Raw genomic sequence first — 12,992 nt, forward strand, 5'->3', positions numbered from 1 at the left:
AAAACAATTTCTTTTAGCCGTTGACCTTCACACTAACACGCTCTATCTTCTTGCAGCCCTGCCTAACTTGCGGCTCGCAGATGCGGACCTCTTTCCCTCTTCACGCACTCTCAGCAGGTAATGACCCTTGACGCCAGGGTAAGCACATGGCGTTTTTACGATTGTGGCATATGAATTTAACCCTCAAAGACACGCTTATTGCCCGCAGCCGGGCCCTTGACCCGTGGACTGGTTTTTATTTTTTACAGTCCCTGCTGATTAACCTGGGGTTGGGCTATTCATTCAGTCTGCTGTATACCGCGGCCTTTACCTGTATTTTGCTGCTGCTCTGGCGGAGCGCACCTAAAGCACAAAAGCTGCTGGTTGGCGTCTGCTCACTGGTGGCGGCGATGTATTTCCCCTTTGGTCAGGCTTATGGGGCGCCGAACTTTAATACCCTGCTGGCGCTGCACTCGACCAACATGGAAGAGTCAACGGAGATCCTGACGATTTTCCCCTGGTACAGTTACCTGGTCGGTCTATTCATTTTCGCGCTTGGCGTGATTGCTGTACGCCGTAAACCAGGTGGAGAGAAAAAGCGCTGGAATAAATTTGACAGCCTGTGCCTGCTGTTCAGCGTCGTCGCTTTTTTTGTCGCGCCGGTACAAAATCTGGCCTGGGGTGGCGTATTTAAATTAAAAGATACCGGTTATCCGGTGTTTCGCTTCGCCAAAGACGTCATCGTCAATAACAATGAGGTGATTGACGAGCAGGCGCGAATGGCGAAACTTGCCAGCATGAAAGACACCTGGACCGTCACGGCGGTGAAGCCGAAGTATCATACTTATGTGGTGGTGATTGGCGAAAGCGCGCGCCGCGATGCGCTGGGCGCATTTGGCGGTCACTGGGATAACACGCCGTTTGCCAGTAGCGTGAACGGTTATCTGTTCACGGATTACATTGCAGCCAGCGGTTCAACGCAAAAATCGCTTGGGCTGACCCTCAATCGCGTTGTGGATGATAAACCGCAGTATCAGGATAACTTTGTCACCCTGGCTAACCGTGCCGGATTCCAGACCTGGTGGTTCTCTAATCAGGGGCAAATTGGCGAATACGACACCGCCATCGCCAGTATCGCGAAGCGTGCCGATGAAGTGCAGTTCCTCAAAAAAGGCGATTTCGAAGCGGATAAAAACACTCAGGATGAAGCGCTGTTAACGATGACATCACAGGTACTGGCAACGCAACGTACTCAGCCACAGTTAATTGTCCTGCATCTGATGGGCTCTCATCCGCAGGCCTGCGACCGCACAAAAGGGAAGTATGATACCTTTGTGCAGTCAAAAGAGACCTCCTGCTATCTCTATACGATGACCCAGACCGACGAACTGCTGCGAAAACTGTACGATCAGTTACGCAATAGCGGCGACAGCTTCTCAATGGTGTACTTTTCCGATCACGGTCTCGCGTTTAAAGAGCGCGGGAAGGAAGTGCAGTATCTGGCCCATGACGACCAGTTCCAGCAAAACTTCCAGGTACCGTTTATGGTGCTCTCCAGTGATGATAAAGCCCACAAGGTGATCAAAGCGCGGCGTTCCGCCAATGACTTCCTCGGTTTCTTCTCTCAGTGGACGGGGATTAGTGCGAAAGAAATTAAGATGAAGTACCGATTCATCTCTGAACAGAAAGCCGGACCAGTGTACATCACCAACTTCAAACTGCAGAAGGTGGATTACACGCATCTGGGAACCGACATTTTCAGCACAAATTCACGCTAAGTCCGCGTAAACAACAGCCAAAAAAAATCCGCCCCGGGAGGCGGATTTTTTATATCACCTAAGTGATTAGAAGCGGTAACCGACGCCTGCGATCCAGGTGCCAACGTCAACGCTACGAATACGGCTCTGCTCGTAGGAGAAGTCCAGAGCAACGTTTTCGATCGGGTTGAACTGCACACCTGCGCCATAAGAGAAACCATAGTCGCTGGTGTCATCTTTGTGAGTCGGGTAGTTCGTTTCCTGGAATTTACCGTAGCCAACACCCACAACGCCGTAGATGCTTGCCCAGTCGTTCAGACGGTAAGCCGGACCCGCAGTGATGCCGTAGTACTGAGATTTGTTGTAATCGCCTGCACTGTTAGTACGATCTTTTTCGGTGTAAGTGAAGGAACCGATTACGCCCAGCGGGTTGTTATCCTGCTCGTAACGGTATTTCAGGTTAAAACCGTTCATTTTGTTCGCTACGCCCTGAGCATCGCTCTGAGCATAACCACCCGTTACGGTAGAAGTCGCAGCAACTGCGGAACCTGCGGAGATAGCCAGAACAGCGGCCAGTGCTGAAAGACATGCAATTTTTTTCATAACCACCTCAAATGTGCTTCAAATAAATCCTAAGTTGTAAATATATCAAAAATTAGTGAGAAACTCTTTGCGATTAACGATGTCTAATGCGCCATTTCATGTAACAAAACATTTCCACAACACACTATCTCTTTCAAATAACATCGTTTTCCGGATTTTCAGCCTATTATTACGCGCATAATTGAGAGCATTCATCCAGAATATTCCTAATCAACAGACGAATAAGTCACCAACCCGATGTCATTTTACGGATTCCCGGTGATTTTTTTTCAACGAATACTCAACCGCAGCCGCTTATTTCCATTACACTCCTTCTTTTACTTTTCTATACACATTCAGGCAAATTGCTGAATGCGGTATGTACAGTCATTGTCAGGAGAACGGATGCCGGGGTCGATACGAAAAACGCCAGTTTGGTTGCCTATTCTAGTGCTGCTTATCGCTATGGCTTCAATCCAGAGCGGCGCATCGTTAGCGAAATCATTGTTTCCCCTTGTCGGCGCTCCCGGCGTCACCGCACTTCGACTGGCATTGGGCACACTCATCCTTATTGCCTTCTTTAAACCCTGGCGTCTGCGTTTCGCCAGAGAACAACGGCTGCCATTGCTGTTTTACGGTTTGTCACTCGGCGGGATGAACTACCTGTTTTATCTTTCGATTCAGACAGTACCGCTGGGAATTGCAGTGGCGCTGGAATTTACCGGACCGCTGGCTGTCGCGCTGTTCTCCTCACGACGCCCTGTTGATTTTATCTGGGTTGTGCTGGCCGTACTCGGACTCTGGTTCCTGTTGCCTTTGGGCCAGGACGTCTCGCATGTCGATCTGTTCGGTGCGGCGATGGCGCTCGGCGCAGGCGCCTGTTGGGCAATCTATATTATTAGCGGCCAACGCGCCGGTGCTGAACACGGCCCCGCCACTGTCGCAGTAGGGTCACTGATTGCCGCTCTGGTTTTTGTTCCTCTGGGCGCGGCGCAGGCAGGCGAAGCGTTGTGGCACTGGTCGGTGATTCCGCTGGGCCTTGCCGTTGCGGTACTGTCGACGGCATTGCCCTACTCGCTTGAAATGATTGCCTTAACCCGATTGCCGACGCGCACCTTTGGGACGTTAATGAGTATGGAACCGGCGCTGGCAGCAGTGGCTGGTATCATTTTTCTTGGCGAAACGCTGACATTTATCCAGTTGCTCGCGCTCGGCGCCATTATTGCTGCTTCCATGGGGTCTACGCTGACCATTCGGCGAGAAACCAAAATTAAAAAGGTTGATGTAAATTAATTTTACATTTCTGCATAGTTTGCATAATCATGCAGAATAATTCCCCACCCTGGTTGCGGTATATTATTCCTTTATTATCCCGCTGTTATCTACTTCCATCCGGCTATTTATTCCGGTTATCAGACCCATGTGAGAATACGCGGAACCCTGTCGTTTATACGCGCAACTACATGAATGATAATGCAATTAAATATATCCGCTGTTAAATACTATTAAAGCGATAGGAAGAGCCAGAAAAGCAGGTCTGATAACCGGTGCTATACTTAGTTGCGTAAATTACCGGGACATAACATCAAGAGGATATGAAATTATGAGTACCGCTAAATTGGTAAAAACAAAAGCGTCCAGCCTGCTTTATACCCGCAACGATGTCTCCGACAGCGATAAAAAAGCAACGGTGGAGTTGCTGAATCGTCAGGTAATCCAGTTTATTGACCTGTCTCTGATCACTAAACAGGCCCACTGGAACATGCGCGGTGCTAACTTTATCGCTGTCCATGAGATGCTGGATGGCTTCCGTACTGCGCTGACCGATCATCTGGATACCATGGCTGAACGTGCTGTACAACTGGGCGGCGTGGCACTGGGCACCACGCAGGTTATCAACAGCAAAACTCCGCTGAAAAGCTATCCGCTGGATATCCATACCGTTCAGGATCACCTGAAAGAACTGGCGGACCGATATGCGGTTGTCGCGAATGATGTGCGTAAAGCCATCAGCGAAGCAAAAGACGAAGATACTGCCGATATCTTCACTGCCGCCTCTCGCGACCTCGATAAGTTCCTGTGGTTCATCGAATCCAACATTGAATAATCGGGTCATAAGTAATTCCTCTGAACCCTCGCCACGGCGGGGGTTTTGCACTTTTATAGTGCAACAAATCCTCTTCAGTCCGCCACGAAGTAAAATATTTGTAATAATCACCTCACACAATCGTTAACGAAAGATTGTTTTATCAACAATTTTTACGCTAAATAGACAGGCTGCTTGTACCACTCCTGGATTGCACCAAATGCGTGCCCCATCATGGTGCAAAAAGCGCGTTTTGCTCCCTTTACAGTGCAAAGACGGACAATAGCCTCTTGTTAAAACAATGAGTTGCAAAACTGGCACGATTTTTTCATTACATTTATCGTTCTCGCAGGGGATCGCCCCGTGGATAAAAAAGGAAATGCTATGAAGTCTGTATTAAAAGTTTCACTGGCTGCACTTACCCTGGCTTTTGCGGTGTCTTCTCATGCCGCGGATAAGAAACTGGTTGTCGCAACGGATACAGCGTTCGTTCCGTTTGAATTCAAACAAGGCGACAAATACGTTGGCTTTGATGTGGACCTGTGGGCCGCGGTAGCAAAAGAACTGAAGCTCGATTATGAGCTGAAGCCGATGGATTTCAGCGGCATTATTCCGGCGCTGCAAACGAAGAACGTTGACCTGGCGCTGGCTGGCATCACCATTACTGACGAGCGCAAAAAAGCGATCGATTTCTCTGACGGTTACTACAAAAGCGGCCTGTTGGTGATGGTCAAAACCAACAACAACAACGTGAAAAGCGTAAAAGATCTGGACGGTAAAGTGCTTGCCGTGAAGAGCGGGACCGGCTCCGTTGATTACGCAAAAGCGAACATCAAAACAAAAGATCTGCGTCAGTTCCCGAACATTGATAACGCGTACATGGAGCTGGGCACCAATCGCGCAGACGCTGTACTGCACGATACGCCAAACATCCTGTACTTCATCAAAACCGCAGGCAACGGCCAGTTCAAAGCGGTCGGTGAGTCCCTGGAAGCACAGCAGTACGGTATCGCCTTCCCGAAAGGCAGCGATGAGCTGCGTGAAAAAGTGAATGGCGCGCTGAAAACCCTGCGTGAAAACGGTACCTATAACGAAATCTACAAAAAATGGTTCGGCACTGAACCTAAATAATAGTTGTTTTTGCCTTCAGATATTGCCCGGGGGCGCTAAACGTACCGGGCATTTGATTTTTTTCACCACGGTAACAGGAACAACATATGCAGTTTGACTGGAGTGCCATCTGGCCCGCCATTCCGATCCTGCTTCAGGGCGCCAAAATGACCCTGTGGATCTCCATTCTCGGTCTGGCTGGCGGGATTATCATCGGTTTGCTGGCCGGTTTAGCGCGTACTTACGGCGGCTGGATCGCCAATCACGTCTCTCTTGTTTTTATTGAAGTCATTCGCGGTACCCCCATCGTTGTTCAGGTGATGTATATCTACTTTGCCCTGCCGATGGCCTTCCCGGACCTGCGCATCGACACCTTCAGCGCTGCCGTTATCACTATCATGATTAACTCCGGTGCTTATATCGCAGAAATCACCCGCGGTTCCGTTTTGTCGATTCATAAAGGGTTCAGCGAGGCCGGTCTGGCGCTGGGTCTTTCGCGCCGTGAAACCATTCGCCACGTGATCATGCCACTCGCCCTGCGCCGCATGCTGCCTTCGCTCGGTAACCAGTTAATCATCAGTATCAAAGATACGTCGCTGTTTATCGTTATCGGCGCAGCGGAACTGACACGCAGCGGTCAGGAGATTATTGCCGGAAACTTCCGCGCTCTGGAAATCTGGACCGCCGTGGGTGTTATCTACCTTATCATCACGCAAGTCCTGAACATCGTGCTTCGTAGTCTGGAAAGAAGGATGAAAATCCTGTGATTGAATTTAAAAATGTCTCAAAGCATTTTGGCCCGACCCAGGTGCTGCATAACATCGATCTGAACATCAGGCAGGGTGAAGTGGTGGTCATTATCGGCCCTTCCGGTTCGGGTAAATCCACGCTATTGCGCTGCATTAATAAACTGGAAGAGATAACCTCAGGCGATCTGATCGTGGATGGGTTGAAAGTCAACGATCCCAAGGTGGACGAGCGCCTGATTCGCCAAGAAGCCGGAATGGTGTTCCAGCAGTTCTATCTTTTCCCTCACCTGACCGCGCTGGAAAACGTGATGTTCGGCCCGCTTCGTGTGCGTGGCACAAAGAAAGACGAAGCGGAGAAACAGGCGAGAGCGCTGCTGGCGAAAGTCGGACTGGCCGAACGTTCGCACCACTACCCGTCTGAACTTTCGGGAGGTCAACAGCAACGTGTAGCGATTGCCCGTGCGCTGGCCGTTAAGCCCAAAATGATGCTCTTCGACGAACCTACCTCAGCACTCGACCCGGAACTGCGCCATGAAGTACTGAAAGTAATGCAGGACCTGGCAGAAGAAGGCATGACGATGGTCATCGTCACGCACGAAATTGGCTTTGCTGAAAAAGTCGCCTCACGCCTGATCTTTATTGATAAAGGCCGTATTGCCGAGGACGGCAATCCGCAAACCCTGATTGAAAACCCACCCAGCCAGCGTTTACAGGAATTTTTGCAACACGTTTCCTGACGCTCTGCCTCCCTTCCTTCGGGAAGGGAGTTCTCTCTGGGACTCTTCCCAATTCGAATCGCCCCTCCCTCAGCAACTATACTTATCTTTTTGTTCTGTTTTCTCACTGGAGGAGTCATGCGGTGGATCCTGTTCATCCTCTTTTGCCTGCTGGGCGCCCCCGCTCAGGCGGTAACCCTTCCTGGCATCGCAGCCCCGGCAAACGCAGACGCGAAAACCGCGCCAGCACCAGAGCCAGACGTTGAGCAAAAGAAAGCGGCCTATGGCGCTCTGGCTGACGTGCTGGAAAATGAGACGTCGCGCAAAGAACTGATTGACCAGTTACGCACCGTTGCCGCAACACCACCGCCAGAACCGGTGCCCAAAATCACCCCACCGGTGGTTGAAGAAGAAAAAACGGTGCTGGAAAATGTCACCGATCTTAGTCGTCATTATGGCGATGCGCTCTCAGGACGCTTTGCCCAACTCTATCGCAACATCACCGATGCACCGCACAAACCCTTTAACAGCCAGACTTTCACCAATGCTCTATATCATTTTCTGATGCTGGCCATTGCGGTCTTCGGCTTTTACTGGTTAATCCGCCTGTGCGCTCTCCCTCTGTATCGCAAAATGGGCAACTGGGCGCGGAAAAAAAACCGCGACCGCAGCAACTGGCTCCAGTTGCCGGCGATGATCGTCGGCGCCTTTATTATCGATCTGCTTCTGCTGGCGCTGACGCTGTTTGTCGGCCAGTTACTGAGCGACCGGTTGAACGCAGGAAGCCGTACTATCGCGTTCCAGCAGGGACTGTTTCTGAATGCCTTTGCGCTAATTGAATTTTTCAAAGCCATTCTGCGACTCATTTTTTGCCCAAACGTGGCGGAACTGCGGCCTTTTACCATTCAGGATGCCAGCGCCCGTTACTGGAACCGACGGCTGAGTTCCCTGAGCAGTCTGATTGGTTATGGACTGATTGTCGCCGTGCCGATTATCTCTAATCAGGTGAACGTCCAGGTCGGCGCGATGGCAAATGTCGCTATCATGTTGGGCATTACGCTGTGGGCGCTGTATCTGATTTTTCGGAACAAGAAAGAAATTACTCAGCATCTGCTGAATCTGGCGGAACGGTCTCTGGCTTTTTTTAGCCTGTTTATCCGTGCTTTTGCGCTGGTGTGGCACTGGCTGGCAAGCGCTTACTTCATCGTGCTGTTTTTCTTCTCGCTGTTCGACCCGGGTAACAGCCTGAAATTTATGATGGGGGCGACGGTCCGCAGTCTGGTGATTATCGGGATTGCCGCCTTTGTTTCCGGGATGCTAACCCGCTGGATAGCGAAAACCATTACCCTCTCAGCGCACACGCAGCGCAATTACCCCGAACTGCAAAAGCGGGTGAACGGCTGGCTATCCACGGCGCTGAATGTGGCACGGATCCTGACGGTGTGTGTCGCCATCATGTTGCTGCTTAACGCCTGGGGGCTGTTTGATTTCTGGAACTGGCTCCACAACGGTGCCGGTGAGAAGACGGTGGATATTCTGATCCGCATTGCGCTTATCCTGTTCTTCTCTGCGGTAGGCTGGACGCTGCTTGCCAGCCTGATCGAAAACCGTCTGGCCTCCGATATTCATGGACGTCCCCTACCCAGCGCACGCACCCGTACGCTGTTAACGCTGTTTCGTAACGCGCTGGCGGTCATCATCAGCACCATCACCATCATGATCGTGCTGTCGGAAATCGGCGTAAACATCGCCCCACTGTTGGCCGGGGCCGGGGCATTAGGGCTGGCGATTTCTTTTGGCGCGCAAACTCTGGTGAAAGACATTATTACCGGGGTATTTATCCAGTTTGAAAATGGCATGAATACCGGGGATCTGGTGACTATCGGGCCACTCACCGGGACGGTCGAACGCATGTCGATTCGCTCCGTTGGGGTACGCCAGGATACCGGGGCGTATCACATTATCCCCTGGTCTTCTATCACCACCTTCGCCAACTTTGTTCGCGGTATTGGTTCAGTCGTTGCCAACTATGATGTGGATCGTCACGAAGATGCCGATAAGGCCAATCAGGCGTTGAAAGAGGCGGTCGCAGCGGTGATGGAGACAGAAGATGTCCGTGGGCTGATCATTGGCGAACCGTCGTTTGCCGGGATTGTCGGTTTAACCAACACCGCCTTTACGTTGCGGGTATCGTTTACCACGCTGCCGCTGAAACAGTGGACGGTACGCTTCGCACTGGACAGCCAGGTGAAAAAACATTTCGACCTGGCGGGGGTGCGTCCACCGGTGCAGACGTATCAGGTGCTGCCCGCAACGCCAACCGCACCGGCGGCAACAACGCCGGCACCGCTGCCGCCGGGTGAGCCAACGCTCTAGCGTTTATGCGCGGCGAACCGGCGGCGCTGGTCATCGTCCATAAAGGTCCAGGCAATAAAGCGACTCTGCTTTTGTCCCTGGGCCATCTCTTTCTTGACGACCTTCACCGCCCCAACCTCCGTCAGCGCACGATAGAGCGGCGGCAGGTTTTCCCCACGCGACACCAGAGTGGTAAACCACATCACCTGGCGAGCAAACGCCGGGCTTTCACCAATCATCTTTTTGATAAACGCCACTTCCCCACCGTCACACCACAACTCCTGTTGCTGCCCGCCAAAATTCAGCGCGTCATCTTTCCCCTGTCCCAGATTACGGCGCTTGCGCTCGCTACCGGCACGGGCAGAGGCTGCAGAATCGTGGAACGGCGGATTACACAGCGTTGCATCATATTGCTCATTTTTATGAATGATGCCGTTAAAAATCGCCGACGGGGTTTTCTGTCGACGCAGGCGAATCGCGCGCGTCAGCCCAGGGTTGGCGCTGATGATGGCCTGCGCATTCGCTAATGCCTGCTCATGTGTTTCGCTGCCGGTAAAGCGCCAGCCATATTCATGCGCGCCGATCAGCGGATAAATACAGTTCGCGCCAACACCGACATCCAGAATTGAAGCATTGGCCGGGACCGTCCCCGTCTCCCCGGCGAGCAAATCAGCCAGATGATGAAGATAGTCTGCGCGTCCCGGTACGGGTGGACAGAGAAACCCGTCAGGAATATCCCAGTTTGCTACCCCATAAAAATGCGCCAGTAGCGCCCTGTTCAGCGCTTTTACCGCCAGTGGACTGGCAAAATCGACGCTTTGCTCGCCCGCGGGCGTCAGAACGAGGTACTGCGCCAGTTCAGGCGTCACCTGACAAAGCGTGGAAAGATCGTAGCGGCTGTGATGACGATTACGCGGGTGTAGACCCGGCTTCTGGGGGGACATAGCATTCTCCTGTTAACAGCGGCGTAAGATACCCGCATAACATAACGCGGTAAACCAGGTTGATAAAAAACGCCGCGTTGCCGCACGTCATCAACCGACGAAATGAGACGAAACGGCGCAATTCCCCTGAAAATCATCAACATGCATGCCATTGATTTGTCAGCAAACGTCAATTTAAATCGTTCAAATTTTAAGCATAACATCCTCAATTTTTTGCGCCATTTTTGCGCTGCCAGCAACCTACACTTATCTGGCACTACACGTTGTTTCACCTAAGGAGCGCATCATGAAAAAATGCCTCGCATTACTTGTCGCCGCCGCACTTGCCAGTGTGACATTCGCGGCATCTGCAGCGCAGCCGCTCAGTAGCCCTGATTCAGGACCGCTACGCGCGGCAGGTACCGTTTCGGCTACCGGCGCAACCAACCTGAGCGAACTGGAAGATAAGCTGGCCGAAAAAGCGCAAGATCAAGGCGCAAAAGGCTTTGTGGTCAATTCCGCCGGCGGTAAAAACCAGATGTACGGTACAGCGACAATCTACAAATAACCTCCCACTCACTGCCCGATAACGCCCTCGCGTCTCGGGCACTACCTCTCTTGATTGCACAATTTTTGTCCCCATCTTCACTATAATTAACCCGCTAATATCACGTGAGGAGAACAGCGTAATGGCTTCCGGTTGGGCAAATGATGATGCGGTTAACGAACAAATCAACAATACAATTGAAGATGCTGTTGCCCGTGCCAGAGGTGAAATTCCGCGCGGTGATAGCCTGTATGAATGTGAAGAATGTGGCGATCCGATCCCCGAAGCGCGTCGTCAGGCAGTACCGGGCGTCAGACTGTGCCTTCACTGCCAGCAGAAGAAAGATTCACAAAACGCAAGTTATGCGGGATATAATCGCAGAGGCTCAAAAGACAGCCAGCTACGCTGACTTATGTTTACCCTGATTTAAAGAAGATGTCGTTTCGCTTACGCTCACGTTAAATCCCATTCTGCGTGGCAAAACGTGCCGTTATTACGCTGACTGTAAAATGAACTGCGAAGAACGGTAAATTTGTCTCGTGAATTAATTAATAATCAATAAGTTATTTGTCATTCAATTTTTTCGATGAATGCTGTCAATTCTCTTCGATTTTATCTCGCGGCAAAAAGCGTGATACTCATCACATCGACGGAACATCGTCTTCCTTAAAAAATAACCTGCGAGAGATTAACAATGAAAACTATCAAATATGCTGTTGCCGCTATTGCCCTGTCTGGTCTGTCTTTTGGTGTTTTCGCTGCCGAACCTGTCACGGCAGCTCAGGCGCAAAGCATGAATAAAATCGGTGTCGTTTCTGCGGAAGGCGCGACCACGCTGGATGGTCTGGAAGCAAAACTGGCCGAGAAAGCCGCCGCTGCTGGTGCGAGTGGTTATAGCATTACGTCTGCAAACAATAACAACAAAATGAGCGGTACTGCTGTTATCTATAAATAATTTTTGCCCCGTCTGAATGCCTACAGACACACTGCTCCAACCCTCATTGAACCTGAATTACCCTTGTTTGCCCGTCCGGCCACTGGACGGGCTTTTTTTATCTGCTGACCGCTAAAAACTGTCGTTGACCTGCGCCAGCCCTTGTTCAAGCGTTTCCACGCGTGCGGTTGCCATCAGGCAACAGGCCATCTGAATTTTCAACGATGCCGGAACCGGCTCACTGCCAGCCAGACAACGTTCAATCCAGCGCGCGGTGGTCTCAGGATCTTTTGCCGCCGGTAACGCGACGGGTTCGTCAGGCATTTCACGCTGTCTGTTATGAAGGACCCGGGTCCCCATGCTATCAATCAGACTAATTTGCGGACAGCGCTGTGGATTTGCATAGACCTCACCTTCGGTTCCGTGCATTAACAGCGCGCGTCCGCCAATATCACTGAAAAATTTGGCGACGCGCGGTACATATTCCGGATGCGACACACTGGCCAGACGCAGTGCGGCATCTTCTGCAAAGGGGGTTGCCAGCTTCGCCAGCGTGTGTGCGCTGTTACGCACGCCGAGTCGCCAGCGCAGGGCCAGTTGTTTTTCCAGCGGCAGACAGAGTGTTCCTACCGGAATAAAGACCGGTTGATGCCCCTCCAGTTTCGCCTGCGCCTGGCCTGCATGCCGTGTCGGGGTAATCCCCATCAGCTCAAAAATCGTTTCCGTCAGTACGCGCGTGGGATCTTCGCTGACGCCATGCACCACGACCGGAAAACCCAGCTTGTTTAATAAAATCGCCAGCAACGGCGTAAGGTTCGCCTGTTTGCGCGCACCGTTATAGCTGGGAATAACTATCGGCATCGGCTTCGCAACGGGTGGGGTAAGCTGAACAGAATGGTTTTGCATCGCCTCATAAAAGCCCAGCATTTCAGCTTCCCCTTCCCCTTTAATACGCAACGCAATCAGCACGCCGCCCATCTCCAGTTCAGGGACATCGCCATTGAGCATATGGGTATACAGGCCGCGCGCGGTGTCGTGATCCAGATCGCGCGCGTGGTTTTTGCCCCGGCCGATCTCTTTAATAATATTGCGGTAATCCATAACGTCTCCATCACAACTTTTTAAACAATATAGCCTTTATGGAGACCTGGCTGATAGTTTTTTATTTTCAATACTATCTGACTGATTTTAAGGAACTTCTCATATTACAAGCTTTATTTAAATTACTTGTGATTTCGATAGGCAATTATTCTC

At 51.4% G+C, this 12,992-nt stretch carries 13 protein-coding genes; 10 read left to right on the forward strand and 3 right to left on the reverse strand.

The window, feature by feature from the left end; genetic code table 11:
- The first annotated feature begins 170 nt into the window (after window positions 1-170).
- Window positions 171-1,757, forward strand: a complete 1,587-nt coding sequence (locus WB371_RS03895; protein WP_336219092.1) for a phosphoethanolamine transferase — start codon at window positions 171-173, stop codon at window positions 1,755-1,757.
- 66 nt (window positions 1,758-1,823) lie between these two features.
- Here the strand turns inward: WB371_RS03895 and ompX are convergent, their stop codons facing one another.
- Entirely contained in the window at window positions 1,824-2,339 is a 516-nt protein-coding gene (gene ompX, locus WB371_RS03900) for an outer membrane protein OmpX (RefSeq protein ID WP_336218809.1), read from the reverse strand.
- Window positions 2,340-2,723: 384 nt separating this feature from the next.
- Here ompX and rhtA point away from each other — a divergent pair, with 384 nt between their 5' ends.
- From rhtA to ybiO, 6 genes are all read left to right on the forward strand, one after another.
- A complete protein-coding gene (gene rhtA, locus WB371_RS03905; protein ID WP_336218810.1) occupies window positions 2,724-3,611 on the forward strand; it encodes a threonine/homoserine exporter RhtA in 888 nt (295 codons plus the stop codon).
- A 310-nt stretch (window positions 3,612-3,921) separates the two neighbouring features.
- Window positions 3,922-4,425 (forward strand): DNA starvation/stationary phase protection protein Dps, encoded by a 504-nt coding sequence (gene dps / locus WB371_RS03910; protein ID WP_336218811.1) that lies wholly within the window; start codon window positions 3,922-3,924, stop codon window positions 4,423-4,425.
- Window positions 4,426-4,788: 363 nt separating this feature from the next.
- Window positions 4,789-5,535 (forward strand): glutamine ABC transporter substrate-binding protein GlnH, encoded by a 747-nt coding sequence (gene glnH, locus WB371_RS03915; protein WP_336218812.1) that lies wholly within the window; start codon window positions 4,789-4,791, stop codon window positions 5,533-5,535.
- A gap of 86 nt (window positions 5,536-5,621) precedes the next feature.
- Window positions 5,622-6,281 carry a glutamine ABC transporter permease GlnP gene (glnP, locus tag WB371_RS03920; RefSeq protein ID WP_043001274.1) on the forward strand — a complete coding sequence of 220 codons (660 nt, stop codon included), beginning with the start codon at window positions 5,622-5,624 and terminating at the stop codon, window positions 6,279-6,281.
- Window positions 6,278-7,000 (forward strand): glutamine ABC transporter ATP-binding protein GlnQ, encoded by a 723-nt coding sequence (gene glnQ / locus WB371_RS03925; protein ID WP_336218813.1) that lies wholly within the window; start codon window positions 6,278-6,280, stop codon window positions 6,998-7,000. Before glnP ends, glnQ begins: the two co-directional genes overlap by 4 nt.
- A gap of 117 nt (window positions 7,001-7,117) precedes the next feature.
- The gene (ybiO, locus tag WB371_RS03930) at window positions 7,118-9,355 is read left to right on the forward strand and encodes a mechanosensitive channel protein (protein ID WP_336218814.1); all 2,238 of its coding nucleotides are present in this window, start codon (window positions 7,118-7,120) and stop codon (window positions 9,353-9,355) included.
- Here ybiO and rlmF read toward each other — a convergent pair.
- Window positions 9,352-10,278 carry a 23S rRNA (adenine(1618)-N(6))-methyltransferase RlmF gene (gene rlmF / locus WB371_RS03935; protein WP_336218815.1) on the reverse strand — a complete coding sequence of 309 codons (927 nt, stop codon included), beginning with the start codon at window positions 10,276-10,278 and terminating at the stop codon, window positions 9,352-9,354. The genes ybiO and rlmF overlap by 4 nt on opposite strands.
- A gap of 286 nt (window positions 10,279-10,564) precedes the next feature.
- On the opposite strand from rlmF, the gene mcbA reads away from it, so the two are divergent.
- The 3 genes from mcbA to ybiJ all read left to right on the forward strand — a co-directional run bounded on the left by mcbA (window position 10,565) and on the right by ybiJ (window position 11,759).
- The gene (mcbA, locus tag WB371_RS03940; protein ID WP_336218816.1) at window positions 10,565-10,825 is read left to right on the forward strand and encodes a DUF1471 family periplasmic protein McbA; all 261 of its coding nucleotides are present in this window, start codon (window positions 10,565-10,567) and stop codon (window positions 10,823-10,825) included.
- 121 nt (window positions 10,826-10,946) lie between these two features.
- The gene (locus tag WB371_RS03945; protein ID WP_336218817.1) at window positions 10,947-11,213 is read left to right on the forward strand and encodes a DksA/TraR family C4-type zinc finger protein; all 267 of its coding nucleotides are present in this window, start codon (window positions 10,947-10,949) and stop codon (window positions 11,211-11,213) included.
- Between the two features lie 285 nt (window positions 11,214-11,498).
- Window positions 11,499-11,759, forward strand: a complete 261-nt coding sequence (ybiJ, locus tag WB371_RS03950; RefSeq protein WP_336218818.1) for a DUF1471 family protein YbiJ — start codon at window positions 11,499-11,501, stop codon at window positions 11,757-11,759.
- A gap of 111 nt (window positions 11,760-11,870) precedes the next feature.
- Here the strand turns inward: ybiJ and ybiB are convergent, their stop codons facing one another.
- A complete protein-coding gene (gene ybiB / locus WB371_RS03955) occupies window positions 11,871-12,839 on the reverse strand; it encodes a DNA-binding protein YbiB (RefSeq protein ID WP_336218819.1) in 969 nt (322 codons plus the stop codon).
- Window positions 12,840-12,992: the final 153 nt, after the last annotated feature.

The organism is Citrobacter amalonaticus, from assembly GCF_037053465.1.
Lineage (GTDB): Bacteria > Pseudomonadota > Gammaproteobacteria > Enterobacterales > Enterobacteriaceae > Citrobacter_A > Citrobacter_A amalonaticus_H.